Annotated in this window: 23 protein-coding genes; 15 read left to right on the plus strand and 8 right to left on the minus strand. The window is 35.1% G+C overall.

Annotated elements, in window-relative coordinates; translation table 11 throughout:
• Window positions 1-611 precede the first annotated feature (611 nt).
• The gene (locus B3D98_RS18180) at window positions 612-4,739 is read left to right on the plus strand and encodes a chitobiase/beta-hexosaminidase C-terminal domain-containing protein (protein WP_288584953.1); all 4,128 of its coding nucleotides are present in this window, start codon (window positions 612-614) and stop codon (window positions 4,737-4,739) included.
• A 125-nt stretch (window positions 4,740-4,864) separates the two neighbouring features.
• Here the strand turns inward: B3D98_RS18180 and B3D98_RS18185 are convergent, their stop codons facing one another.
• The 5 genes from B3D98_RS18185 to B3D98_RS18205 all read right to left on the minus strand — a co-directional run bounded on the left by B3D98_RS18185 (window position 4,865) and on the right by B3D98_RS18205 (window position 9,635).
• Window positions 4,865-5,047: a hypothetical protein gene (locus B3D98_RS18185; protein ID WP_269898312.1), complete on the minus strand. Its 183-nt coding sequence runs from the start codon at window positions 5,045-5,047 to the stop codon at window positions 4,865-4,867.
• A 764-nt stretch (window positions 5,048-5,811) separates the two neighbouring features.
• Window positions 5,812-6,201: a hypothetical protein gene (locus B3D98_RS18190; RefSeq protein ID WP_048392570.1), complete on the minus strand. Its 390-nt coding sequence runs from the start codon at window positions 6,199-6,201 to the stop codon at window positions 5,812-5,814.
• 285 nt (window positions 6,202-6,486) lie between these two features.
• Complete coding sequence (locus tag B3D98_RS18195; RefSeq protein WP_048392571.1) at window positions 6,487-6,825, minus strand: hypothetical protein; 339 nt, start codon at window positions 6,823-6,825, stop codon at window positions 6,487-6,489.
• Between the two features lie 873 nt (window positions 6,826-7,698).
• A complete protein-coding gene (locus B3D98_RS18200) occupies window positions 7,699-8,931 on the minus strand; it encodes an MFS transporter (RefSeq protein ID WP_288584960.1) in 1,233 nt (410 codons plus the stop codon).
• A 74-nt stretch (window positions 8,932-9,005) separates the two neighbouring features.
• Window positions 9,006-9,635 (minus strand): LysE family translocator, encoded by a 630-nt coding sequence (locus tag B3D98_RS18205; protein WP_288584963.1) that lies wholly within the window; start codon window positions 9,633-9,635, stop codon window positions 9,006-9,008.
• A gap of 234 nt (window positions 9,636-9,869) precedes the next feature.
• On the opposite strand from B3D98_RS18205, the gene B3D98_RS18210 reads away from it, so the two are divergent.
• The 3 genes from B3D98_RS18210 to B3D98_RS18220 all read left to right on the plus strand — a co-directional run bounded on the left by B3D98_RS18210 (window position 9,870) and on the right by B3D98_RS18220 (window position 12,948).
• The gene (locus B3D98_RS18210; protein WP_103119087.1) at window positions 9,870-10,550 is read left to right on the plus strand and encodes a TraR/DksA C4-type zinc finger protein; all 681 of its coding nucleotides are present in this window, start codon (window positions 9,870-9,872) and stop codon (window positions 10,548-10,550) included.
• 641 nt (window positions 10,551-11,191) lie between these two features.
• A complete protein-coding gene (pbfA, locus tag B3D98_RS18215) occupies window positions 11,192-12,550 on the plus strand; it encodes a (R)-1-hydroxy-2-aminoethylphosphonate ammonia-lyase (protein WP_054550361.1) in 1,359 nt (452 codons plus the stop codon).
• A 209-nt stretch (window positions 12,551-12,759) separates the two neighbouring features.
• Window positions 12,760-12,948 carry a hypothetical protein gene (locus tag B3D98_RS18220; RefSeq protein ID WP_054550360.1) on the plus strand — a complete coding sequence of 63 codons (189 nt, stop codon included), beginning with the start codon at window positions 12,760-12,762 and terminating at the stop codon, window positions 12,946-12,948.
• A gap of 516 nt (window positions 12,949-13,464) precedes the next feature.
• Here the strand turns inward: B3D98_RS18220 and catA are convergent.
• Entirely contained in the window at window positions 13,465-14,115 is a 651-nt protein-coding gene (gene catA, locus B3D98_RS18225) for a type A chloramphenicol O-acetyltransferase (protein WP_054550359.1), read from the minus strand.
• Window positions 14,116-14,587: 472 nt separating this feature from the next.
• Between catA and B3D98_RS18230 the strand changes: the two genes are divergently transcribed.
• From B3D98_RS18230 to B3D98_RS18280, 11 genes are all read left to right on the plus strand, one after another.
• Window positions 14,588-14,773 (plus strand): hypothetical protein, encoded by a 186-nt coding sequence (locus B3D98_RS18230; protein ID WP_259950417.1) that lies wholly within the window; start codon window positions 14,588-14,590, stop codon window positions 14,771-14,773.
• A 172-nt stretch (window positions 14,774-14,945) separates the two neighbouring features.
• Window positions 14,946-15,449: a hypothetical protein gene (locus tag B3D98_RS18235; RefSeq protein ID WP_115673270.1), complete on the plus strand. Its 504-nt coding sequence runs from the start codon at window positions 14,946-14,948 to the stop codon at window positions 15,447-15,449.
• 710 nt (window positions 15,450-16,159) lie between these two features.
• On the plus strand, window positions 16,160-16,585 hold the full coding sequence (locus B3D98_RS18240) for an acyl-CoA thioesterase (RefSeq protein WP_004225136.1): 426 nt from the start codon (window positions 16,160-16,162) through the stop codon (window positions 16,583-16,585).
• An 11-nt stretch (window positions 16,586-16,596) separates the two neighbouring features.
• Window positions 16,597-16,971, plus strand: coding sequence for a DUF423 domain-containing protein (locus B3D98_RS18245; RefSeq protein ID WP_103118262.1), 375 nt, complete (start codon window positions 16,597-16,599; stop codon window positions 16,969-16,971).
• 162 nt (window positions 16,972-17,133) lie between these two features.
• Entirely contained in the window at window positions 17,134-18,465 is a 1,332-nt protein-coding gene (locus tag B3D98_RS18250; protein WP_288584974.1) for an SPFH domain-containing protein, read from the plus strand.
• Between the two features lie 14 nt (window positions 18,466-18,479).
• Window positions 18,480-19,583 carry a hypothetical protein gene (locus B3D98_RS18255; protein ID WP_288584977.1) on the plus strand — a complete coding sequence of 368 codons (1,104 nt, stop codon included), beginning with the start codon at window positions 18,480-18,482 and terminating at the stop codon, window positions 19,581-19,583.
• 443 nt (window positions 19,584-20,026) lie between these two features.
• Entirely contained in the window at window positions 20,027-21,232 is a 1,206-nt protein-coding gene (locus B3D98_RS18260) for an EAL-associated domain-containing protein (protein ID WP_036076413.1), read from the plus strand.
• A gap of 325 nt (window positions 21,233-21,557) precedes the next feature.
• Window positions 21,558-22,202: a copper amine oxidase N-terminal domain-containing protein gene (locus tag B3D98_RS18265; RefSeq protein ID WP_288584982.1), complete on the plus strand. Its 645-nt coding sequence runs from the start codon at window positions 21,558-21,560 to the stop codon at window positions 22,200-22,202.
• 17 nt (window positions 22,203-22,219) lie between these two features.
• The gene (locus tag B3D98_RS18270) at window positions 22,220-22,477 is read left to right on the plus strand and encodes a hypothetical protein (protein ID WP_279495204.1); all 258 of its coding nucleotides are present in this window, start codon (window positions 22,220-22,222) and stop codon (window positions 22,475-22,477) included.
• A 28-nt stretch (window positions 22,478-22,505) separates the two neighbouring features.
• Window positions 22,506-23,411 (plus strand): FAD:protein FMN transferase, encoded by a 906-nt coding sequence (locus B3D98_RS18275; RefSeq protein ID WP_288584985.1) that lies wholly within the window; start codon window positions 22,506-22,508, stop codon window positions 23,409-23,411.
• Window positions 23,401-23,955 carry a ferric reductase-like transmembrane domain-containing protein gene (locus tag B3D98_RS18280; RefSeq protein ID WP_103118258.1) on the plus strand — a complete coding sequence of 185 codons (555 nt, stop codon included), beginning with the start codon at window positions 23,401-23,403 and terminating at the stop codon, window positions 23,953-23,955. The genes B3D98_RS18275 and B3D98_RS18280 overlap by 11 nt, the downstream gene beginning before the upstream one ends.
• Before the next feature lie 115 nt (window positions 23,956-24,070).
• Here B3D98_RS18280 and B3D98_RS18285 read toward each other — a convergent pair whose 3' ends face one another.
• Window positions 24,071-25,330 (minus strand): sensor histidine kinase, encoded by a 1,260-nt coding sequence (locus B3D98_RS18285; protein WP_288584989.1) that lies wholly within the window; start codon window positions 25,328-25,330, stop codon window positions 24,071-24,073.
• A gap of 1 nt (window position 25,331) precedes the next feature.
• Window positions 25,332-25,997, minus strand: coding sequence for a response regulator transcription factor (locus B3D98_RS18290; RefSeq protein ID WP_036076407.1), 666 nt, complete (start codon window positions 25,995-25,997; stop codon window positions 25,332-25,334).
• Between the last annotated feature and the right edge of the window lie 106 nt (window positions 25,998-26,103).

Genomic DNA, 26,103 nt, shown 5'->3' on the forward strand with positions numbered 1-26,103 from the left:
AATGTAATTACATAATATAAAACTACTATTCGAATGACTATTGTAAAAGATAAATATGTACTATTTTACATAGAATTTAGAATATTCATATTAAATAACAAAGTATTTATTATTTTCCTGTTAAAATTATTATGTTAAACAATATTTTGGTATTGTTTGATAATTACCGATAATTTTGTTAAGAGGATTTAAAACTTATCTTTACTAAACAGGAAAAGGGAGGGATTACGCCAAGTATGAGTAGGTGGGGAAATCCAAGTATTTGAACGCATTAACAGCTTCAGCGGTTGTAGTAACACCGATTACAAGGATGTACAGCGCTCGTCACAATTTTATAAAAAGATTAATAATTTAATGATCGTGCCATGATGGGTATATTTAAACCCGAAAAAAACTAATCATCTGTATTTTGGAGAAGCTTTAATACGAATTTCTTTAATGCCATCTGGTAGTACAGGTACTATTTCGGGGGATTTAATCATTTATGCGCCGAATATAACCCTCTCTTTAGATGGGTTAACCATTGTAGGGAACACAGTAATTGAATAATAACTTCCATGTAAAACCTAAGGAAAAGATTATTCAGACTAAAATCATAAGGAGCTAAGCGAATGAAGAAATATGAATGTAATGTCGTTACCAAAATAGCGTTATCATTTTTACTTGTAATCTCTATGATTTCACCTTACTTCACAGTTGTAAAGGCCGAAACGACAGAAGCTATTGGAGTGGGGGAAGCGGTCAATCAATTTGATCCAACCGCAGTAAAGAGTAATGTTACTGTAGAGGGATATATAGTAGGGTTCGCCAAAAGTGAAACTTCTTATTCTGTGATAGCAGAAAGTGACACAAATATTGCGATCGCTGATACACCAGATGAAACAGATGTCACGAAAATGCTGTATATTCAATTACCAAGCTCCTATAGAGCCAATTTCGGATTATTTACTAACCCAAGTAATCTTGGGAAAAAAGTTAGAATAACAGGTTCACTGGAAAAATATTTTGGCAACCATGCAGGGCTAAAATCACCAACTTCAATGGAGTTTGTTGGGGACGATACTACTGAACCAAATCCTCCCGAGACAGCAACAATTGCCGAAGCTCGTGCAGCTGTTGGAACAGACCGCACAGTTCAAATTCAAGGGACGGTTACGACATTACCTGGTAGCTGGGGAGGCAAGGCCTTCTATGTACAGGATGAGACAGCAGGGGTATATGTCTTCTCTAGTTCTGCAGAAGCAGGGAGCTTAGCTGTTGGAGATATTGTCGGCATCACAGGGAAAACTAGTTTATATAGTGGAGAAGTTCAATTTAATTCACCGACAATTGAACGGATTTCTACAGGGACGGCACCTACACCGCAGACAGTAAATTTACCGATTGCGGATGATAGCACACAAGGAAGATTAATCACACTTGAAAATGTGAAGATTAAAGATTTAGCGCCATCTGGTACGTATGGTACATTTGAATTTAAAGCAGTCGATGCAGCAAATAACGAGCTGTTAATTCGCCATGATAACCGTACAGGCTATCAGTTCTCTCAGTTTGAAGCAGATGGTTTCAATAACAATGATGTCATCACAGTGACAGGGATTGCGTCAATTTTTAACGGGACCTATCAATTAAAAACGTTAAGCGCGGAAAGCTTCCAATTAGTATCAAACTATGAGCCAACACAAGTAGAGAATATTAAGGCTTTACCAGCAACAGGCGAAGTTTATGCAGGAACGAAAGTAACATTGTCTACAAATACCCCAAATGCAACCATCTATTACACAATCGATGGTTCTGAACCGTCAGTAGCTAGTGAGGTTTATGATGCAGCAGCGGGGATTGTTGTAAATGAAGCCATGACTATAAAAGCATTTGCTACTGCAACAGGCCTAGACGATAGTGACATTGCATCCTTTGATTATACGGTTAAAGACGAGCCAACTGTTATATCTATTACGGAAGCTCGTAATAAAGAAATCGGGCAAACTGTTATCGTATCAGGGATCGTGACAGCAAAATTAGAAACGGCTACAGCACACATTCAAGATGAAGATGGGGCGGCGATAGCCATCTATCCTGTGGATAGTCTTGCCGCAAATGTCGGTGATCGAGTGACGGTGCAAGGACGAGTAGATGAATATAGCGGTCTAAAGCAATTAACGAATATTTCACTTGTTGGTATGCCTGTTCCTTCGACAATACCAGAGCCACATCTTATTAAAAGTAATGAGGTAGCGGAAGACAATGAATCGAAACTAGTTACAATTAAAAATGTTACCGTTACTGGTTCGGGTCAAAACTTTACAGGTACTGACGAAGTAGGCCCATTTGCTATTTACGATAAAACAAGAGATTCTGGTTTAGTGAGTGGAAAAACTTATGGGGAAATTACAGGGATTGTTGGTCAATATACAAACCATCAATTGCTCCCTCTTCGCGTTATTGAAGATGTAACAAAGGTGCAGGATATCAAAGCTTCTCACGTCGGGGGCGTAACAGCTGGCACGAAAGTCTCCCTTTCTACAATGACTGAAGGAGCAACGATTTATTACACAGTGGATGGCTCAACGCCAACAACAGCTAGTGCAAAGTATACAGAGGAAATCCTTGTTAATAAACCAATGACGCTTAAAGCGATTGCAGTGAAAGAAGGTTTAACGAACAGTGCAATTGCTACATTTGTTTATGAAATTATTGATACTAAAAATGCCAAGATTAGCGATATTCAAGGGGCAAGCCATAAAACACCATATGTCGATTTAACAGTAAATGATGTGGCAGGAATTGTAACATTCGTTTTAAATTCAACTAGCTTTATTATGCAAGAAAACGAGTCGTCATTTGATGGCGTAAAATCAACTGCTATCAAAGTAAATAAGACAGGACATAATGTAGCAGTAGGGGACGTTATTAACGTTTCAGGAAATGTAGTAGAGGCAGGTGGCAACTCTCGATTGACAGATACACAAATTGCAGCAACAAATATTACAAAAACAGGTACAGCAGGAATTCCAGAAGCCCTTGTGATAGGGGAGGATCTGTTGCCACCAAATAAAATTATCGATAATGATAGTTTTGCAATTTTTGACCCACAAGAAGATGGCATCGATTTTTGGGAATCTATCGAGTATATGCTGGTATCATTCCCGGATGCGAGAGTAATAGGACCGATTTATAATAACGATTCTCCAATTGTTGTACCGAGCACAACTAATAATACATTCAATGTGAATGGTGGTTTAAATATAGCGGCCGATGATTATAACCCAGAAAAAATTATGCTTGAAGGGGTAGCAGGGAAAAACTATGATTCAGGTGATCGTTTTAATGATGCCCTTATCGGATTTGTAGAGAATTTTACAGATGGCTATCGACTGAACACAAATAAAGTCTTCCCAGAAGTGACAAAAGCGAATCTTCAGCAAGAAGTGACGCATCTTGAACCAGTAGCGGACAAGTTAAATGTCGCTTCCTATAATATCGAAAACTTTTCAAATAATCCTGCCAATACATCAAACGAAAAAGTAGCCAGAATTGCAGGGACATTTGTGAATAATATGAAATCACCAGATATTATTACATTAGTCGAAGTTCAAGATAATGATGGACAAACTGATTCAGGAAATGCGGATGCATCGGAAAGCTATATGCGATTAATTCATGCAATTAAAGCTGCGGGTGGTCCTGCGTATGATTGGATTGATGTCATGCCAATTAACAATACAGTAGGTGGTGCACCTGGCGGTAATATTCGTGTAGGTTACCTATATAATCCAGAACGTGTTTCATTAGTGTCAGGTATAAAAGGGATGGGTGACCAAACCAATACGTGGACAGCAGATGGAAGTCTCGCTTTAAATCCTGGCTTTGTTGATCCATCAAAATTTGTAGATACACGAAAACCAATTGCAGCCGAATTTGAATTCCAGAAAGAACGTGTAGTGATTATCGGAGCTCACCTAAACTCTAAAGGTGGAGATGGTTCACTTTGGGGACCAACTCAGCCACCAGTGCTAGAATCAGTAAAGAAACGTATTCAGCTTGCTCAAGCCATCAATGATTTTATCGATGAAGGACTTGCCATTAATCCAGATTTAAATATCATTGTAGCAGGGGACATGAATGACTTTGAATTCACACCAGCTCTTCAAACGTTAAAGGGTGATGTTTTAACGAATATGATAGATAAAGCCCCGGAGCAAGATCGTTTTACGTACTTCTTCCAAGGAAACAATCAAGTGTTGGATCATATTTTAGTTTCGAATAAGCTTGCTGACGTTACAGAAATTGACTTGATTCATATAAATGCGAACTTTACAGAAGCACAAGGCCGTGCATCAGATCATGACCCAGTATTAGTTCAAATTGATTTGAAAGCAGACAATGAGGAAATACCAACACCAATAACACCTGAAAATGTATACAATTTTGATAACTACAAAACAGGTAAACTGATCATGAATCGCCCAAGCATTTCGCTATCGTTAGGGAAAAATACGAATATTAAAAATGGAATTGCGGTATTTAGTGAATATGCTGAATTCCATGGGGAAGGATTTGCGGATAAAACAGTAACGATTAGTCCAAAAAAAGGAAATGCGATTATTGACTTTAAAGGTACGAAAATTGGTGAAATTATTATCGAAGGAAAAAATGTAAAAGAAATACGAAATTTACCTGATGGAGCGACCATTACGTATACTAAAGGGGCTTCGGCAGAGGAAATTGAATTTAAGTAGTATCTAAAAAACAATCCAGCACTAGTCTATATTGATTTGGTGCTGGGTTGTTTGCTAATTAACCTATAACACTGAAAAGTTGTTCATTAATCAAAAAATAACCAAGTGTCCATATGATTACTTGGTTATTTTTTACTTTTTATAAAGCCCATATTAGGAAAAATAAATTTTAAACCGATAATTAAAGCAAAGAACCCTGAAATCCTTAATGTTACATTTGTAAATGTCTCTCCATTTTCAGTGATATTCATTAGTAAACTGCCAAAGGAAATAAAAATAAATCCAATCAAAGCAGAAATATATTTCAATCTATCATCCCCTTATTTAAATAAGCACTAATTTTTACTCCACTCCCAAAGCAGTTTCTTTTTATCAAAGATTAGCATCCAACCTTTCTTTCAATACAATTATTTCAGTTGGAGGTAAATGAGGGACGCATTGTATCTATAAGAGTAACTACTCATGCTTAATGTATAAAACTATTTATAAGTATACCCCACTTAAAAGGATTTATAGAAGTTTAGATGGTAGTGAATATATTAGAAAAATCACTATTTATCTTAACCATCAAGAAAAGGATCCCTCTTTTTTTCAACGTTCCAATTTCCTTAGATCAAAACTCGACCAAATCAATACTTTTGGGCAGATGAAAGAATGAATGACTATGGCAAACGAAAAAAGCATTGCAACGAAGCAATGCTAAGTACGTGGGGTTTTTGACAACTTTACTACATTAAAAACAAAGCCTATAACTCCACAAATAAAGAAAATATAGGCTACTAGTATGGACATAACTTCTAAGTTGTTAGTGAATATCCTGTATCCTCCTAAAGTAAATAAAGCCAAACTGCCAACCGAACTAAGTAATATTTTATTTTTGTCAGTCAACACACACACCTCCAAATAATGGTATGTATATAGGTTAACACAAAATGTATTTTTAGTTAACCTATTCTATGTTTATTGGTGAGTGTCATAAAAACAAAGAAACTTTACTGAACACTTTGAATAAAATGTTCAGCAAGGAAGAGGATTCTTACTGAACATTACTATAAATATAATAATTTTTTTATTAATTAATAAAATTTTGAGGAATACATTCACGAACACCAGAATTTCTCAATGAGTTAAATAAAGCTGCACTGATTCTTAAAATAACAAAGTTATCAGTGCCATTTTCTAATTCATAGATCACAAAGTATGAATTATCGACTGTAAAAATACATTTTCGTTCTAATTCAAATCCAGGTGGTACAGGAGGAAGATTAAAACGTGGTACAACTAGAGGTGTATCTCCTTCATCTCTGATAAAATCGAAAGTTTGTTGGTCAATCTCATAGATATTAACTGGATCAATCTCCACACCTTTTTCTGGAATTGTAATTTCATCTTCAACTAATACGAAAAAGCGTTCGTTTCGAAAATTGAAAAGACCTCTCGCCCCTATTTCAAATGATGCCATTTTATATTCACCTCCTATTCTCTAAATATCTTATTCATATCAAATACAGTTGTTTGGACATTAAGGAGGGGGAGTGAAGAATAGTTTCTGGTCGGAAGTCATTAGAAGCTAATAGTAGGGTGAGATAGATTTACAATTTCGGATATGAATGGGGATTAGCTGGACAATTTGAAGTTCATGTCAGAAAGAAAATGTGCTGTAAGGAGTGATAAGCTGGAGGTAAATGAATGAATATGGAAAGCCCTATACACTGGTATAGGGCTTTTATAATCTTAACATTAAATTCTAAAGAATCTGTGTTAATTCTGAGTTCACAAACCGTTGGGCAGCAATAATTACACCTGAAGCTGTTCGTCCATAAACGCTATATATTCCACCATTTTGATTTGGAATAATTTCAACTTCATATTGAGCTCCAACTACACCAGGCGTTACAAAGGTAGAACCATTCGCAATAGCGGCAAAAGGAGTTGTTGATAATAATTGTCTTGACCCATCTAGTCGAAAAACTCTTACTACGCCAGTTAATAAACCTCCCGTAAGGTTAAGAATTTTGACACGAACACTAGCTGCATTAGCTGGTTGATTTCCTGTATTTTCAATTGGGCCAGTAGTTAAACTCATTTATTTCACCTCCAAATAAACAAAATTTGTATAATCTGCAGATTATATTTTCATAGTATGAAGTATTCTGTATACTCTCTAGTCTTATTAATCATATCTATAAATTAAAGAAAAGTGTGGATTGGTTTAGTAAGTAATGCGAAGTATGTAAGTGAAGGTTAACCTATATCTCATGACATAGCACCTTAGTAGAACATTGAATAGTGGAGCTATTGAACAATATGAGGAAAGTAACTAGTGTCACTGGGTTGGTAATGACCCTAAAATGAGAGAGGCAGTGACGGTCAACTAACGCCACAAACGAATAAGTACGTGCGATACACACAATTATTAATTTGCAATTAAAGATACATAAAAAAAAGCCGTAGCGTTTGCAGACGCTACAGCTCGAATTGGTTGATGCCTTTAAAGACAATCTAGTAAACGTAGTATTTCGTAACTTAGGAGGACGAAACTATGTTAACAGGGCAAACAACAGTTACTAAAGATGGCTGAAACAATCGAGGAGGCAAGGTAGCCAGTAACGAAAGCTGATAACAATAGCTAAATTGGAGTGATTGAATCAACATACCAAAGGCATGTGGTGGCACAACCTTTGTATACAGGAATTACAACGGCGTATATATTCATAAAATTATCGAATTAAGAAAAGGTGCAAAAGCGCATTTCGATAGTGCATGGGGATCGAGAGGTTGAAGTATTTCATAGATTGCTTGATGGGAAAGCAAGTACGACAACAAATGATGAAGTAGCCGAGAGACTACTTCTTATAAGATATTCCTAAAAGTATTTTTAAGCGGAATTATTTTAGTATGAGATCTGGATAAACTATGTGCTTTCAAATAAGGTCATTCAGTCTAGAGCTCTTTATTTTTATGCCATTTCATTGGTTTTTTCAATATCCTCTACTTTGATAAACTTTAAGACAACAAACAGGAGAATAAATCCTAATACACCTGCCGTAATATAGCTGGCATTGAGATAATTTTTCATGACGAGAGACATAATAGGAGGACCTGCTGCAACGCCTATAAATCGTGCTGAGCTGTAAAAAGAGGATACGGTTCCTCTTAACTCTTTTCTAATATTGTCAGTAATAATTGTGTCAAGTGCGGGCAATAGTGCACCAATAGCAATCCCCACTATACTCGTAACGACTAATAAAAGAATCAGTTTTTTACTTGTAAACCCAACAAAGACAATACTGACAGACATTGCAATCAAGGAGGCAATGATTATTTTTTTAATCCTTCCTAGGTTTCCTTTAATTTTTCGACCAGATATAAATGAAGCTATACAAAGTAATAAAAGTGGGATGGCCAGGACAAACCCTTTTTTAATCCCTTTTATATCATGAACTTTTTCCAGATTTTCTGACAAGAAAAAGAGCATACTAAATAATATGAGCATCACAAGGACCCCGTTAAGGAATACGGTATATAACCATTTACCTTCCTCCTTGAAAACTTTTTTTGTATTCCGTAAAAACTCTTTGAGCTTCAATGGTTCATCATCATCTTTAGGAGCTTTAACGAAGAAAAAAATAAGTACAATCGAAATCAAACTAAGCGCTGAAATGGAAAAGAAGGGAAGGAACCATAAAAACGCAGCAAATATTGATCCTAAAATGGGACTTAACACTTTCCCAAACGTATTAGACGTTTCAATTATCCCTAATGTAGAACTTATTTTTTCGTCATCATCCTGGTAAAGGTCACCTACAAGAGGCAATACGATTGGCATTGCACCAGCGGCCCCAATTCCCTGAATAATTCTTCCAGCGATAATCATTGCGTAGGGGTCATCCATTTTCCATGAAGCAAATCCAGCAATCAGACCACCGATTAAAGCTAAAATTAAGCTTGGTAATATGACCATTCTTCTGCCGAAGCGGTCCGATAAATAGCCAGCTACGGGGATCAGAAAAATAGCTGCGACTGAATAGCTTGTTATGATCATGCTCGACTGAAATGATGTGATCCCGACCTTATCCTCCAGTATAGGGAGCACGGGAATAAGCATTGAATTTCCAAGTGTCATGATGAGCGGAATAGAAGTCAAACTTACAATACACCAGACACTTACATTAACCTTCTCTTGGTCCATTACCACACCTCGACTAATATTCTTTTAAAAGGTATGGTTTCCTTTCATGTTCATTTTATGCGCTGTCGGTGAGTTTATTGGAATAACACTTGGTAAGCCTGCATCCCAAAGTAGATCCCGAAACCAATCATTAATAAGGCTGAGATAAAAGAGACCGTTTTCAAAAGCTGTATCGATAATAATTTTCGAGCGACACTGGATAAAAAGGCATAAATAAAATCTACAAAAATAATGCCCATCAAAATGGCGATACTCACCAAAATGATTCCATACCCTGTTGAGATACCAGCCGTTTTTGCGAGTATGGAGCCGTATATTCCCAGCCAGAAAAGGATGGTTAGCGGATTCAAAAAAGACATGAAAAATCCAGTCATGAGGGATTGTCTCAGTCGTGTCCTTTTCCCTGTTTTCGAATCCATCTCAATTTTATGTAGCGACAGTAAATTTTCGATACCGGTGTACAAAAGAACAAAACAGCCGAAGGACCAAAGGATTGTTTTTAACCAGATGGAATTGATAAATTGGCCAATTCCAAAATATACGATAAACATATAGATAATGTCAGTCGCTATGGCACCCAGACTAAAAAACCATGCATGAAAAAAGCCATTTTTTAAACCTGTATTCAATAGGACAGTCTTAACAGGTCCAATTGTTGCAGCCATTGATATGCCTAAAAAGATAAAGGTAAATATAGAATCCATAAAATAGCCTCCAATAATCAAATGTAATTGCATTTTATTCGAAGGCAATAACTTTTAGGACAATCTAAAGGGCATAAAAAACATGCGGATTTAATCTGTCCTTATCGCACGCTAAACTAATTATATATAGCATATTTATCAAAGAATATAGTTTCGTTTTTGTCTTTAAATTTATCCTTTAAAACAAATAATTCAATCAAATTCGTTCATAATAATGAAAAGGACGTGATGACAATTCTAAACGAGAAGAAGATATCAAAGCTAAAAAATATGTTAATTGAGCAAAAACACTCGCTCCAACGAAGAATGGATACAGATGATGAATATTTAGAACGAGGTAGTTTAAGGGATTCTGTTGATGAGTTGTCCACAATCGATAATCATCCAGCAGATCTGGGTACCGAATTATACGAGCGTGAAAAAGATATGGCGTTAAAAGTCCATGACAATGATGAGTTAGCAAAAGTAAATACGGCCTTACAAAAGATTGAGGATGGTACCTATGGTGTATGTGAAGTTTGTCAACAAGATATCCCATATGATCGATTGGTGGCACTGCCTTATACCTCTTTTTGTATTGAACATACTGCAAAAGACGTTCCAACAGATCGACCGGTTGAAGAGCAAGTGATGCTTCCTCCAGTTGACAATTCTTTTGCTGGCCGTGATGACAAGGATGATATTCATGATTATGAAGATATGTTTCAAGTTGTAGCAAAATATGGAACTTCTGAAACACCTTCCGATTTTGAAGGAGATTTTGAAGATTATGATGAATTATATGAAGATCCTGAAGAAATTGCTGTTAATGACGAATGGGATTCATACCATATCTCTGAAACAGATGAATTAACACGTCAAGTTTCCATTCAGGAAGTAGAACACGCGAGAAAATTTGATTATTTAGAGGATTAAATGTGGGATTTAAAAAGATAGGCGCAATTGTTATAAATGAATGCTTTAATAAAATGTTTTGAACAAATGCAAAACTTGCAGCATGTTTTGTAATAAGAAAAATAGGATGTAAACTCGGAGGTAGGTCATGTGGTATTTTCAATAACCTCAATATTAGGGAAAGACAGACCAACGATCGACCTGCACTCCATAATTCTGTTTGGAGTATGGCATATAACGTGGTGTCGCTCTATCACGAGTTACAAGTGAGCTCTTGCCAAGAGGATTACTATAATATTTAAGCTTTCATCTTATGATGGAGGCTTTTTCTTTTGCTTTGAAAACTGCGTCATACAGCCAAAACACTTCGAGTCGAGAGGTCAGTGTTTGGTGTGGTTTTGAGAGCAAATAATTACCAATGCTTAAAGTTGAAGCTAGTGCTCAGGGAACTTTACTTTCTTATTTGGAAATTCGACCAAATTTTTCTCTCCTTTGATTCGTCGGTGTTCTATGAGCATAGATTATTATTATTGATTCACAACAACTACGTCTAAATGTTATTAGGTGAAAAGATTTACAAGATATTAATATCTAATTAAAAAACAAATGTTATTTTGTTTAAGTAAAAAAATTAATTACCTATAATGAGAGGAGAAGAAATAATGGAAAAAAACATTGAAGTTTTAAGAACAGAAGGGGACATTAATTTAACAAAAACTCGTACTTTATGGCAAGGAAAACACTTGAGCAAAGAATCATTTGAGCTTTTAAACGATGATTCCAAGTATTATTTACATCAATCTCTTTCTACTCCTTGTTTAAATATTATTGAAAAAAGCTATGGAATTTACATAGAGGATATAGATGGAAGAAAGTATATGGATTTTCATGGAAATAATGTTCATCAAATAGGTTATGGTAATGAATATGTTATTCAAGCAGTAAAAGAGCAGTTAGATATCCTTCCATTCTCACCAAGACGTTATACAAATAAAGTTGCGATCCAGCTAGCAAAAAAATTAGTTGATATTGCACCAGAAAGTTTAAATAAAGTACTGTTGACTCCTGGGGGAACTTCAGCTGTTGGAATGGCTTTAAAACTTGTTAGAAAGGTAACAGGCAAATTTAAAACTATTTCTATGTGGGATTCATTTCACGGTGCTTCTTTAGACGCTATTTCAGTTGGAGGAGAAGCACTTTTCCGTAACGGTATGGGTCCTTTAATGCCAGGGAGTCTGCATATAGCTCCTTACAATTCATATCGTGGTTTGTTTGATGATGACAATGGTAGATTTAAATCTCTTGACTATCTTGAGTATATACTTGAAAGAGAAAATGAAATCGGTGCAATTATTTTAGAGCCTGTTCGTTGTACAGACGTGCATATCCCACCAAAAGAGTACTATCAACGTTTACGTAATATTTGTGATAGAAACAATATATTATTGATTTTTGATGAAATTCCAACAGCTTTAGGGCGAACAGGTAAAATGTTCACTTTTGAAAACTTTGGAGTTATTCCAGATATTGTATTATTGGGAAAAGGATTGGGTGGAGGCGTTTTTCCAATGGCAGCGATGCTGGTAAAAGGAGAACTTGATGTTGCCCAAGATATTGCACTTGGTCATTACACTCATGAAAAAAGTTCATTAGGTTGTGCAGCAGCATTGGCTACTCTTAATTATATCGAGGAGTTTAAATTAATTGATAAGGCTAATCAATTAGGAAATTATATGAGGATACGTCTTGAAAAGATGCAAGAACAGTATGAAATTATAGGTGATGTTCGAGGAATCGGTCTTTTATACGGAGTAGAATTAGTATTAAACCGAAATTCGAAAGAAAAAGCTATATCTGAAGCAGAGCAAGTAATGTATAAATGTATGGAAAAGGGATTAAGCTTTAAAGTATCCCAAGGAAATGTGCTTACTCTCACTCCACCACTTATCATTAAGGAACATGAATTAGAACTGGCTATGGATATTTTAGAACAATCTATCCAGGAGATTTTAGGACAGTAATATAGATTTATGAAGAATTTATACAATTTACTAGACTGAAGCAACTAAACATCTCATATGAGGTGTTTTTATTATATAAAGAAACTTGATGTAAACATTCCAAAACAAACAAATGACGATGGAGGTGGGGTGTTCAAGGCTGTTCTTGCAGTTATAAGTGAAAATAGTGTATTATAGCTTTCATGTTGTAAACAAAAAGGACGGATGTAATGAAATATAATAAGACAGTTATGCTAAAGCTTATAAATGAACATCGAACATTGCATGATGAATTAAAAAAGCTAAAATCTGAAATGGGTTTAGAGAAAAATTTCGCAGTAAAGGCATTGTATCATTCATTTGTTGCAGAAGATGGTCCTTATATGAAAGAATATCAGGATTTAGAGCGATTACAATAAATGTAGTGCCACTAACAAAATTGTTGGCAAGATAAGTAATAATTTTTAGTCCGAGAATTTAATACTAAGTTTGTGATTGAGCCATTCATTTTGAGTGGCTTTTTATTCTGTTTTTTTACTGGCAGACGCTATAAAGAACGATAGGAAATACACGTTTGAACAGTTTAGGGATTCTTACAGATCACTAAATTGGGCAAGCAGGAAAATACAAAAGAATAAATACTTGAAATGTATGAAAATGAAAAGGGTAACCGCCTGAAAGTTGAAAGGGAATTGGAAAACCTTAAAACAATGATTGGCTATGCGAAAACGCAGATGCAAGGAGCATTGAACTCAATTGGTTAATCGATTACTAGAAAGATATTGTTCAGTAACTTGAGTGGATATAGAAGGAAAGCAGAAAGACAATAATCAGATACAAGGAACACAAAATAAGGCACATAATACTACCCTGTTTTCCTACAGGTTAGTAAAAAACACCAACTAAAAGAGATTAGTCAGTGTTTCGTGTTTTCTTTATATAAGAAACTCTAGTTTATTTTCTACAAGAGTCTGAAATCTATCCATAAATAGAGCTGCATGGTAACCATCGCAGACAGAATGATGAACCTGCAAGGATAAAGGTAAATAAATATTACTAGTTTTATTGATAAACCTACCTGCAGTGATTATCGGCAAACAATAATTTGGGCTATTATTCACGTTTAAGTTAAAACCAGTAAAAGAAGTCCATGGAATCATAGAAATATTGACGACATTTTCAGGTATCGGTGTTTTAGGAAACAGTTTTCCTGTACCATTGTACTTCTCTGTATCGGAAATATAGTTCTCATAAAACTTTTTAAAACCTTCATCTGTATTTGTATAAATGGCTGAAAATAACTCTGATGTCTTATCAAAGATAGTATACATTGGGACTACCTTATCCCAGTAGCCAAACTCTCCAGCAGAATTAAAGTTCATTCTAAAATGTTTATTTGAATTTGCCACGTGAGTAATTAAAAAGATGAATACAGGATAGAATTTATATCCCTTATCTTTTGTAATTTTATAAAGTTCAGTAATATCAATATTTCTGGTGATGCTAAAGCTCGTTTGTTGATTTAAGAAATGATTGAAAATTTCTTTTCGTTCCCAATTATTAATATCAATTTTATTGAATTTCATCTTATAAAGCCTCCTAAAATTTAAAATCTAGATAATTTTAGGAAGCTAATTTGACTGCTTTTTTCATAAGATCATTCCTTTAATTTTATATAAGTTAATCTTAACATATTATTACGGTTTCGATTATTAATTTAGATTAGCATAGCGAGCTTAAACTGCTAATCAAAAAACTACTGCACAATATGAGAAATCGTCTTCAGGAAGGGCATCTTTGAAAAATTCTAATATTTCTTCGCCGAAAAATACAATAAATAGTAGTATTAGTACAATTAAAACGGCTCACTAAAGTCTGGATGTCATCACTTGATACAAGGGTTAGTAAGTCACATAGAAAGCTAGATGGTCAGAAAGCTGATAATGAAGGCTACTAACATTATGGTATGGGGCATTGCATCGATGGATAGTCAGTGTCGCTGGCACAAAATATATATGGAATGGCAAGTTACCAGAGTATCGATGAGGCAGAGACTACATGGACGATACCTACCAAAAGCAATCGGCTGTTCGTATTGATGTTTATATGTCTGATTTAGGGTTAAATTACAAACAAGCCTTTAATAAGGCGTACAAAGAGGTGAAGCCTCCAAGTGTTGTAGTACCATTCGTAAGTTACGAGGAATGGAGTCAACAATTTAGGATAGGAAGTAGTCATTCCTAGGAATAAGTTTTTAGATATTTATGTTAAAAACGATATTGAAAATTAACACTTCAAATCGTAAAGACATGTTGGAAATGGTAAGCTTGACATAACAGAAATATAGTAACTATTTCGTACTGTATTGTTAAAAAACAAAATGTAACTTCTTAGCTTAGGAAAGGATGTGTGATATATGGACAAAAGAAATTCAATAATGGAAACATATTTTAATACAAAGGATATTGCTAAACGTAATGTATTATTAAAACAATTAGTATTTGACTTGCCTGAGAACGGAAAGGACTTTTTTCTCAAAGTATATAAAAAAGAGAGATATTTGGATATGCGGCTAACTGCGATTAGAGGATATGCTGCCTATGCAAGCGAAGAAGAAGTTGCGATTTTAATGAAAAAGATGTTGGAAATCTTAAAAAGGCGACCAGAAAGTACACCATATAATTATCAGGAATACGAAATCTTGCGTTCATCTTTTCTAATACCTTATTTATTGGAAAAATATCAATATGACTGTTTCAAAAAATTTAATGAACAGTTAAAAAAACAGTACGACGCTATGCCTGAAGTTTTCAAAGGAATTTTTACATGTGACGATAAAGGGGAACATATTCAACTAATTTCCCCAGCAGTAGTACGGAAAAAGATTGAAGATTTCATGCAAAGTGAAGGATGTATCTAATGGATTTTGCACCCAAATGATATATTGGAGATTTATGGATTTTTTCCTGTATTAGTCTATTAGCTATTGTAATTTATATCATCTCGCATTGCACATTCAACCTTTGCAAAGAAGGAAGATTGGGTAGGAAAGCTGTTAACAAGTGTGTTTGCTAATATAGGTATGTTTACTTTTGTCATGGGTCTATTTAGAAGGATGGAAAAGAGCGAGTGAATTGCTGTCATTTGTAAATGTATTAATTGCTATAGGTTCATTCGCAATGATGTTTTTTATTGCCTTTTTTATAATTTTTGGATAGTCAATAAAATAATAAATGAATAAAAGACAACTGTGTGTGTGAACTGCCCCGTAAAGTTAGATTGATGTTTAACTTTTACGGGGCAGTTCTAATAAAGTGATGAGTGGTTTTTCTCAATCATATTTATTGAAAACTTATAAACTAAAACCTTTTTTTGCTTTGAATTCATTTGTTAAAAAATTACATTTTTGATTTCCAGTACCTGACCAGGATCTTTTATTTTTAAATTTTTGTACCCCAATTAAGTGGGGTACAACGGGTAAAAACAGAAAAAACATTTTTCACCAAATACTTTTCTGAATCTAATTTCAAATTTTTTTAAATTACAATTTATTAACTTTTTCTAATCAGTAGAGCAAAAACCCCACCAAATCAACACTTTTGCGCTATAATGTAGGACGAGGTGAAGAAAATGTTTGTGAGTGAGAAACAGATTGAAATACGGTATGCAGAGACCGACCAAATGGGCGTGGTGTACCATGCAAACTATATCATTTGGATGGAAATTGGGCGTACCCAGCTTGTAAGTGATGCAGGCTTTGAGTATGCTGCCTTAGAAAAAGATGGCTATGTATCGCCAGTGATGGATTTATCGATTTCGTATAAAGCAGCCATGCATTATGGACAAGTGGCGACGGTGCGCACTTGGGTAGAAAAGCATGATCGTTTACGAACGACGTATGGCTATGAAATTTTACATGAGGATGGCACGGTAGCAGCCACAGCTCAATCCGTACATATTCTTGCGCATAAGGATACATTGCGACCGGTATCATTAAGTAAGATTGACCCAGCTTGGGATGCCAAATATAAAGAAATTGCCGTCGAGGCAAAATAGGAGAACAATAGATGGAAATGTTTATAGCTTTAGGCGCTATTTTGGCAGCTCTTGGTGTTGTTTTAGGTGCTTTTGGTGCACATGCACTCAAGGATAAGTTTGCCTCACCGCATTATGCAGCCATTTGGGAAACGGCTGTGCAATATCAGATGTATCATGCTTTAGGGATTCTAGCCCTTGGCATTCTATCCAATGATGCATTTTTAGGAAGCTCTAGTTTGCTTTCTTGGGCAGGCTACTTGATGTTTACAGGGATTGTATTCTTCTCTGGTAGTCTATATGTGCTAGCCGTGACAGGTGTGAAAAAGCTAGGTGCGATTACGCCAATTGGTGGCATGTTATTTATTGTTGCGTGGGTGCTTGTTATAATTGCTGCCTTATCCTAATACAGAAAAAGTAACGAGAACGTTCTGATGATTTATATCATTGGCGCTTCTCGTTTTTTTGTTGATAAGAAGAAAATGAAACAATTTGTCTGATTTTGCGTATTACATAGTATGAAGAGATGTTAAAATAAGCTAAACATCAATGTGAAGGTGGGAATATTTATGGGTTTATTGAAAGCAGGCGTTGGGGCATTAACAGGTGTTTTAGAGGATCAATGGCGTGAATATTTTTATTGTGAGGCATTATCCTCAGATGTTCTAGTAACTAAGGGTATTAAACGCACTTCTAAACGAGGTTCAAATAAAGGAAATGACAACATTATTAGTAATGGCTCGATTATTGCCATCAATGAAGGGCAATGCATGATGATTGTTGAACAGGGGAAGGTTGTAGAGTTTTCTTCAGAAGCTGGGGAATATGTCTATGATACATCTACAGAGCCTTCGATTATGTATGGCTCAGATTTATCTCATGGCATTATGGAAACATTTAAACAGATAGGCAAGCGTTTTACATTTGGTGGAGAACCTGCTAAAGATCAGCGAGTTTATTATTTTAATAAAAAGGAGATTGTTGGCAATAAATATGGTACTCCCGCACCAATTCCATTCCGTGTTATTGATCGTAATATCGGATTAGATATCGACATTGCCATTCGTTGTCATGGTGAGTATTCTTATAGAATCATTGATCCATTATTATTCTATACAAATGTATGTGGAAATGTAGAGCGTGAATATACGCGAGAGGCCATTGATAGCCAGTTAAAATCAGAATTAATGACAGCGTTACAGCCAGCCTTTGCACAAATTTCAGCAAATGGCGTTCGTTATAGTGAAATACCTGCGCATACGGTTGCGTTAGCAGACGCACTCAATAAGGTATTATCAGAAAAGTGGCTTGCTACACGTGGTTTAGCTGTTGTGTCATTTGGGATTAGTACCCTAAAGGCTTCTGAGGAAGACGAAGCCATGATAAAACAACTACAACGCAATGCGGTTATGCGTGATCCAGGTATGGCTGCTGCCCATTTAACAGGCGCTCAGGCAGAAGCGATGATTGCAGCTGCTAACAATGATGGTGGCGCTATGGCAGGCTTTATGGGGATGAATATGGCTGCACAAGCAGGTGGAGTCAATGCTGGTCAGCTTTATCAAATGAATGAGCAAAATAAGCAAGCGCAAATGGCTCAGGCTGCGATGCAAAATCAATCAGCCAAAGCATCTGGTACATGGACATGTGCATGTGGTCATGACAACACAGGGAAATTCTGTTCAAATTGTGGCGCAGCAAAACCAGCGGAAGAGGGCTGGACATGTACATGTGGAGCGGTGAATAAAGGAAAGTTTTGTAGCGAGTGTGGCTCTAAAAAACCAGCTGGTGCTTTACTCTATGCATGCGATAAATGTGGGTGGGCACCAGAGGACCCTGCCAATCCGCCTAAATTCTGTCCAGAATGCGGCGATGTTTTTGATGAAAAGGATGTCAAGTAAGGAGATGATGACCTATGTCAACGCAAGAAGTTGAACATGTCAAACAAGTAAACCTTGACTTTGATGCGGAATGTCCATCCTGTAGTGCATCAATTGAGTTTAATCCTGCTACAGGTAAGCTGACCTGTCCGTATTGTGGATTTGAATCTGAAATTGCAACCCCTGAGCAAGAAGAGGAAAAGGTTGCACAGGAAATGGACTTCTTAAAAGCAGAGGAACGTGGGAATTTCAATTGGGGCGTGGAAAAGAAAACAGTTATTTGTAAAGCTTGCGCGGCCGAGACAATTTATGATGCTCTGCAGGTCGCTGACAGTTGTCCTTACTGCGGCTCAAATCAGGTCATGGAAGCGAGCGCTGAAAATACGCTTGCTCCCAATGGCGTATGTGCTTTTGAAGTAACGGATAAGCAGGCAGGAGAACATTTTCAGAAATGGATCAAAGGTCGATGGTTTACACCAAAGGCTGCCAAAATAAGTGCAAAGCCTGATGCCTTTAAAGGGGTATACCTCCCGTATTGGACGTTTGATTCAAAAACAAGCTCCAGATACTCCGCAAGATATGGACGACATCGAACGGTTACGGATAAAGATGGTAAAACGCATACTGAAACGGATTGGTATTCAACAAGTGGGTTTTATCAGGAATTTATAGACGATCATTTAGTGAGTGCCACAACACGCTATGATCGAGATATGATGCGAAAAATTGAACCATTTAATCTTCTTAATAATAAGGCCTATAAACCTCAATATGTAGCTGGATTTTTATCAGAGCGTTACAGTGTTGGTTTGCAGGATGGCTGGAGCCAAGCAAAAAGTGAAATCCATGATCACCTCCATGCGCAGATTACATCCAAAATCCGTTGGGAAAATAGGGCGGATGTAGTATCCAATCTACGCTTTTCCACAAACCATGATGATATTACATACAAATATTTAATGTTACCGATTTGGTTATCTTCTTTCCGCTATAAGGAGAAGATTTACCGCTTTATGGTGAATGGACAAACGGGACGAGTTGGTGGTAATGCCCCTATTTCACCGCTTCGGGTGACAATTGCAGTTATTTTATCATTAGCAGTAATCGCTCTGATTTGGTATTTCTTTATGTCTGAATAATAATAAACAGTATGCCAGTAGGAGCCTCTTATTGTCCTTTTGGGATACTGTTTTTTTCATAAAATTGTCCTTAAATACTGGGTAAATGACTGAATTAATTGACTGGTATAGGATAATCATCATCCATTATCACGGCTGTCATTGCGTCAAGTTGCATAGATTAAAGGGAGAGTAAAATATCAGAACAGCCTTGGTTGGACAAAAGCATAACGTTGCAAGATGGTGTAACAAGCAACCTACTATGTAGGAAAGTCGTTAGAAATAATGCAATTATGGTGGTTAAAAATTAGGACGGATTTCCATTAATGATGAGAAGTGAAGTTGCGATTTTACTTTAAACAACTTATTATACAGTCAGAGAGCATTTTTCAGGCTAGTCATGATAAATGTAATGTTATTTTTGAATAACAATGAAAACGTTATTCATATTGGAGGTTTCGATGATGGACGCAATTGAAGTGTTAACAAATTTAGATCAAATACATGGGTATTATCAACCGATATTTAGCGCAGATGCGCATACGGTGATTGCCTACGAAATTTCCGGATATCTACAAATTCAAGGTCAGCAAATTAATTTAAAGGATTTTGTCAACAATGAAGATATTCCAGAAGAATATCGAATTGATATGGAACACAAAATTTTACATGCGGCATTAGCCAAAATTGATGAAATTGCACCAGAAATTGATATTTATATCCCAAGCAATCCAAATTTATTGATGCAAGATTTTGGTGAAAGTCATTTTAATATTATCCAACAATATATAGAGGAAAAAGATTTACAGCGTATCGTACTTGTCGTATCAGAGCATCGTTTTATAGGAGATATTAACAAATTACATCACGCCCTACGCTATTTTACGACGTTTGGGGTAAAAATTGCCGTTCAGGAAGTAGGAGCCGAAAGTCATTTAGAGCATATTGCGCTATTGGCACCACATATCTTAAAGGTCAATACACGTGATTTAAATTACGATTCTTGGTCCGCTCAATCGGACATGATTTCTGCCATTGGTAGCCTAGCTTATAAAATTGGAGCAAATCTATTATTTGAAGATATTGAAACGGTTTATCAGCTACAATTTGCTTGGAAAAATGGCGGTAGATTTTATCAAGGGCCATATCTAGCAAATCCAGCTATGACTTTTGTCGATAAGGATATATTAAAGGAACGTTTTAAAAAAGAATGCCAGCAATTTATTACTTCCGAAAAGAAAATGCTGGAGGCGCAATATTTGCAGTTGAAAAAATTAAGGGAGGAATTAGAGGCGATTGTTCACCGTGTGAAACCAACAAGCGACAATGTCTCCCATTTAGAGTACTTAGCTGAATTATTGGATAACTACTCCTTCCGTCTCTATATTTGTAATGAGGATGGGTTCCAGTTAACGCCTAACGTTATGCGAATTGATGGGAACTGGGAGCTACAGCCACGTGCCATCAATAAAAATTGGAGCTGGCGCCCTTATTTCCTTCAAACGATTATCAAAATGCGCAACGATCAAAGTGGGGAAATCTCTGAATTGTATAGGGATATTGAAACAGGAGAAATTACAAGAACATTCTCCATTGCCATCAACGAGCATGAATATTTGTTTGTTGACCTTTCCTATGACTATCTTTATGAGCATAAAATCTTTAGATAATATTAGTAATTTCTTTAGTGACAACATTTCATGGGTACAAATTGCAATTCGATCTATTTATTTTAATTAAATGTATTAGGTATTATGGGGGAGAATCCTAAAAGCCTAGTAAAATACTGAAGTTGCCTTCTATATTTGCAGAAGGCAATTTTTTTTTGATTTCAATCAAGAATGCTATTTAAGTTCTCATAGAAAATTAACTACCTCTATCGAAACAAAAATGGCAGTCTATACATTTGTTAAATTTGTAATGAATGATTTTGTTTTTTCAGTATTTTTTCATTTAGCTTAATTAAGATGGAAATATCATAAAGGAGCTGAAAAAATGAAGATTATCAAAATACTGCTAATTATTAGTTTAATTTGGCCATTTCTTGATGCCAACATAGCAAATGCGGATGATGAAGAAGATTATAAAAAATACGAGGGTGATGTTCATAATAAGCACAATGATGATTATGATGATGACGAGGAAGATGATGATTATGATTATTATAAAGAAGATGATGATTATGAATATTATGACCAAAGATACCCTGAAACAAATAGTAATACATGGAATATTTGGACAAGATCGACTTATGTAAATAAAGGAGAGTTACCCCTAAAAGAAGCGAAAGAAATTCAATTAAAACTAGAAAATAATAATAATACAGTGTCACTTTACTTGATTCCTTTAGATGGTGAAATATATGTGCCAGGTAAAATTGTTGCTGAACTTTTAGGTGCAAAAGTAGTTAATTATGATAATAGTAAAATATTGGAAATTAATAAAGCTGGTACAGAACTAATTTTTCGTGCGGGGACAAATGTAGTGTACTATAACGAGATAAAAACACCGATACCAGCTGTTACATTTTACTTGAATGATAATATATATGTTCCAATTAGTGTAATTTCAAATGGTTTGGGCTATGTGGCTGAATGGCAAGAAATGAATAACGCTGTTGTATTGAAGTTATTAAAATAAAAAAGGGAGATGATTGAATGAAAGATCAAAAGAAAGCTAAATGGATATTAGGCACTTCTGGAGTAATATTATCTTCTTTACTATTAACGCAATTTAATAATTTTCCATCAGATATAAACATAGCTGATCTAAATTTGACAAATGAACAATCAAAAAAAATGTCAGACCGAGAAAAGGAACTTGTTCAATTAGATTGGACAAATTTTGAAATTGTTGGAGTGAATCAACTACAACAAAATAAAATTCGTACCGATCGAACTACCAAACGATCCTAAACTTAGTTTGAAGTGGAGTTGAAGTTGCTTGGATACCCTTTCATTAAACACGATGAATACAAACTTTTATATTGAAATTGCTGGAACGCAAAAAATGGATTGGAAAGACAAAGTGGTGAAATGGTTGCAACACGTTGCAAGAGAGTGGTCGAGATTTGAGCCAAATAATGAGTTAAATCAAATTAATCAACTAAAGGTAGGAGAAATAGGTAGAATTTCTCCTGCATTATATGATTGTTTAAAAGCAGCAGACAACTATTATACATTAACTAATAATATATTTTCTCCGTATTTAAAATTACATTTAGAACAACATGGGTATGATCGATCCTTTCCTTTTCAAGAATCAACGTATAAGCCAATACAAATAGAAAAAAAAACAAATAAGCCATTTCTTTTTTTGGATCACAATGAAGTTTTAAAAACGGATAATCAATTAATTGATTTAGGTGGATTTGCCAAAGGATACGTAGTTGAAAAAATAGCTGATTGGCTTAGACAGGTTTCTCCAGAGTTTGGAATTGTAGATGGTGGTGGAGATATGAAAATGTGGTCGTCAGGCAAAAAGACATGGACCATTGGGATTGCTCATCCATTTCATATACACGAAGAGATCAGTTCAATTAGAATTCAAAACGGAGCAATTGCCACATCGAATCGTATATTCAGAAGTTGGAAACAGCAGGGGAAAGAAAAGCATCACTTATTAGATGGAAGAACCGGAGAGGTAATCATTAGCCCAATCCTTCAAACAACGATAATAACAAACTCATTATGTCAAGCAGAAGTGGCAACAAAACTGGCTTTTTTATTAAATGAACAAGAATTACAAGTATGGTTTGACAAACTACAGATGCCTTGTGCTTGCTTAATAGCAAAAGATGATGGAAGTATATATTGGCTGAAAGGAGGAGAAAAATTAGATGTTATTTAGTACTTGGGAATGGATTCGATTATTAGGGCTTTTAAGTTATTTTTACTTCAGTATGTCAATTTTTTTTGGTTTACTAAGGAAATCTTCTACTCTCAAGTCCAATAAAAACTTATACTTTCAATTACATCAAATGAGTGGATGGATGGGATTTATAACTGTTATTGTACATTTACTTTTACTAATGATTGATCAATACGAACCCTATACTATTTCTGAAATCGTATTACCTTTTAGCGCTAACTATCAGGCATTGTTGTCTGGGCTAGGAACCATAGCTTTTTATTTATTTTTAATAGTTCTTTTAACATCAGATATATGGATAAATAAAATGAACTTTTCACTTTGGAAGAAGATACATTTTCTTGTTTTACCTGCTTGGATATTATCACTTATTCATGGGCTATTCATTGGTACTGACTCTAATCAAATGTTGGTAATTTTATTTTATAGCAGTACGGTAATGGTTATAATTACCGCACTACTTGTAAGATTGATGAGTGATGGATTTAAGAAGAAAGATCAAAAGCAAGGGGTTAGCAAGTAAGCGGTGCATGAATGGATGAAAGGCAGTTTCTCCATGTTAGCTAGACTGCCAAAGTAGCTCAAAAAAATAAACTAGTTGAATGGCACTACTGATACATGTAATGCCATTCTATGGTTTATCCATCATGTAACGATTTAGTATAAAGAGGAAATTGAATACAAAATGTTGTACCTTTTTCCAATTCGCTTTGAACTGTGAGTGTTCCTCCGTGATCTTGAACAATAGAATCAGCTATAGCAAGTCCTAGTCCTGTTCCGTTTCTGTTTCTCACAGCATCACTCCGGAAAAATCTATCAAAAATAAAAGGGAGGTCTTCCTTAGAAATCCCAATGCCTGTATCTTCAATGTAGATATATATCATTTTATCAGTTTGTAAAAGCTTTAGATAGATTGATCCTCTTTGTGTGTACTGAGCGGCATTATCTAATAATATATAAATTAATTCAGTTATATTATTTGAATTTCCAATAAATTCAACATCAGGTTGGATTTCTGTTTCGAAAACGATTGATTTCGGTAACGCTCTTTTAAACTTCCTACTAATCGTTAGTAGCAACTCTGTTAAGGAGATTTTTTCTTTAGTTGAATGAATACGATTTTTGTCATGTCGGGCTAAAAATAATAGTTTATCTAATAGCTCTTTCATTAACTCTGCTTCATGCTTTAAATCTTCAATCAATTCTTTACCGAAATCACTCATATTATTAGCTTCATCAGTTTCTAAAATATCGAGTGAACTATAAAATACACTTAGCGGTGTTCTTAACTCATGAGAAGCATCTGAAACAAAGCTTTTCTGTTTTTCAAGTGCATGTTGAATGGGAATCATGGCTTTTCCTGCCATGTAGTAACTTAAGAATCCAATTATTATTGTAAAAATTATAATTAAAACAATAAACAGTAAGATCATTTTTTGAAAAAAATGATATTGTGATGTGGTCGATTTGCCTATAACAATATATCCAAGAAATTCATCGTTCGGCTGAATGGGTTTCGATAAAATTAAAAGATGTTTATCGCGCCACTTAATATTTTTTACAAAACGTTTAGAAGGATCTTCCGTTCGAATGATTTTTTCTAGGTCTTTAAATAAACCTTGATAGTTTTCGTCACCGTGGACTAGTATCTGGTCTTTTGTATAAATATAGTAAAAATACATACCATTTGGGTTAAATTCTAATTTCCCTTCATTATCATTTTTGTGCTCAAAAAAGTCATGATATTGTTCTTTATAATAAGTTTCTAGTTCTTCTATTTGTTGATAATCCATTAGTTGAACTAATGAAAAATATAGAATAATAAGAAAAGCAAAGAAAAAGCCTATAAAATAAATGGAGTTAAATAAAGTTAGTTTTTTACGAGTTTTCTTAAACATGCTACCTCACTCTGTATCCTATTCCTCTAATGTTTTCAATAATGGATTTTGGACGATTATGATCGATTTTTTTACGAACTAATTTTACTAACGCATCAAGGTTGTTGTTTGTCATTTCATGATCAAAGCCCCATACTTGTGTGTAAATTTGTTCTCTAGTAAGAATGATGCCTTTGTTGATAAAAAGGTACTCTAACAATAAAAATTCGTTTTTAGTTAATAGTATTTCTTGATTATCTTTAAAAAGTGTTCTGGAATCCAAATATAACTTTAAATCATCAATTTGAATGATTTGATGAATGGATTTATTTTTTCTTCTTAAAATGGCACGTATTCTAGCTAAGAGTTCTTCCATTTTAAATGGTTTAACAACATAATCGTCAGCACCTGCATCTAATCCGCAGATGATGTCATTGCAATCATCCTTTGCTGTTAGTATTAAAATGCCACCTTCATAACCATTTCTTCTAGCTTCTTTGCACACATCAATACCGCTTATTTCTGGCATCATCCAATCTAAAATGACTAGATCGTATGTATGAAACAGTATGTATTCTAATGCATGCTGACCATTATCTACAGCATCCACCTGATGAAATTCTTTTTGAATGATGTGAACAATGTTTTTTCTTAATCGATTATCATCTTCTGCTATCAGTATTTTCAACGAAGCTCCTCCTACCTTTTTTATATTCAATATAACTAATTTATAACAACATTATGAAATCCACCTGAATTTTTTGTGCGACCAATCTTCTACTTATTCTAAGCCA

It is taken from the genome of Lysinibacillus sp. UBA5994, assembly GCF_002429725.1.
GTDB classification, from domain to species: Bacteria; Bacillota; Bacilli; order Bacillales_A; family Planococcaceae; genus Lysinibacillus; species Lysinibacillus capsici.

What these genes read in the sequence shown, in the direction of transcription:
- B3D98_RS18260 (WP_036076413.1), top strand. Translation starts at nt 20,027, where the DNA reads ATGGACGCAATTGAAGTGTTAACAAATTTAGATCAAATACATGGGTAT.
- B3D98_RS18235 (WP_115673270.1), top strand. Translation starts at nt 14,946, where the DNA reads ATGGACAAAAGAAATTCAATAATGGAAACATATTTTAATACAAAGGAT.
- B3D98_RS18195 (WP_048392571.1), bottom strand. Translation starts at nt 6,825, where the DNA reads ATGAGTTTAACTACTGGCCCAATTGAAAATACAGGAAATCAACCAGCT.
- B3D98_RS18205 (WP_288584963.1), bottom strand. Translation starts at nt 9,635, where the DNA reads ATGGATTCTATATTTACCTTTATCTTTTTAGGCATATCAATGGCTGCA.
- B3D98_RS18240 (WP_004225136.1), top strand. Translation starts at nt 16,160, where the DNA reads ATGTTTGTGAGTGAGAAACAGATTGAAATACGGTATGCAGAGACCGAC.
- B3D98_RS18180 (WP_288584953.1), top strand. Translation starts at nt 612, where the DNA reads ATGAAGAAATATGAATGTAATGTCGTTACCAAAATAGCGTTATCATTT.
- B3D98_RS18220 (WP_054550360.1), top strand. Translation starts at nt 12,760, where the DNA reads ATGAAATATAATAAGACAGTTATGCTAAAGCTTATAAATGAACATCGA.
- B3D98_RS18245 (WP_103118262.1), top strand. Translation starts at nt 16,597, where the DNA reads ATGGAAATGTTTATAGCTTTAGGCGCTATTTTGGCAGCTCTTGGTGTT.
- B3D98_RS18285 (WP_288584989.1), bottom strand. Translation starts at nt 25,330, where the DNA reads ATGTTTAAGAAAACTCGTAAAAAACTAACTTTATTTAACTCCATTTAT.
- B3D98_RS18230 (WP_259950417.1), top strand. Translation starts at nt 14,588, where the DNA reads ATGGACGATACCTACCAAAAGCAATCGGCTGTTCGTATTGATGTTTAT.
- B3D98_RS18200 (WP_288584960.1), bottom strand. Translation starts at nt 8,931, where the DNA reads ATGGACCAAGAGAAGGTTAATGTAAGTGTCTGGTGTATTGTAAGTTTG.
- B3D98_RS18270 (WP_279495204.1), top strand. Translation starts at nt 22,220, where the DNA reads ATGAAAGATCAAAAGAAAGCTAAATGGATATTAGGCACTTCTGGAGTA.
- B3D98_RS18250 (WP_288584974.1), top strand. Translation starts at nt 17,134, where the DNA reads ATGGGTTTATTGAAAGCAGGCGTTGGGGCATTAACAGGTGTTTTAGAG.
- B3D98_RS18190 (WP_048392570.1), bottom strand. Translation starts at nt 6,201, where the DNA reads ATGGCATCATTTGAAATAGGGGCGAGAGGTCTTTTCAATTTTCGAAAC.
- pbfA (WP_054550361.1), top strand. Translation starts at nt 11,192, where the DNA reads ATGGAAAAAAACATTGAAGTTTTAAGAACAGAAGGGGACATTAATTTA.
- catA (WP_054550359.1), bottom strand. Translation starts at nt 14,115, where the DNA reads ATGAAATTCAATAAAATTGATATTAATAATTGGGAACGAAAAGAAATT.
- B3D98_RS18265 (WP_288584982.1), top strand. Translation starts at nt 21,558, where the DNA reads ATGAAGATTATCAAAATACTGCTAATTATTAGTTTAATTTGGCCATTT.
- B3D98_RS18280 (WP_103118258.1), top strand. Translation starts at nt 23,401, where the DNA reads ATGTTATTTAGTACTTGGGAATGGATTCGATTATTAGGGCTTTTAAGT.
- B3D98_RS18255 (WP_288584977.1), top strand. Translation starts at nt 18,480, where the DNA reads ATGTCAACGCAAGAAGTTGAACATGTCAAACAAGTAAACCTTGACTTT.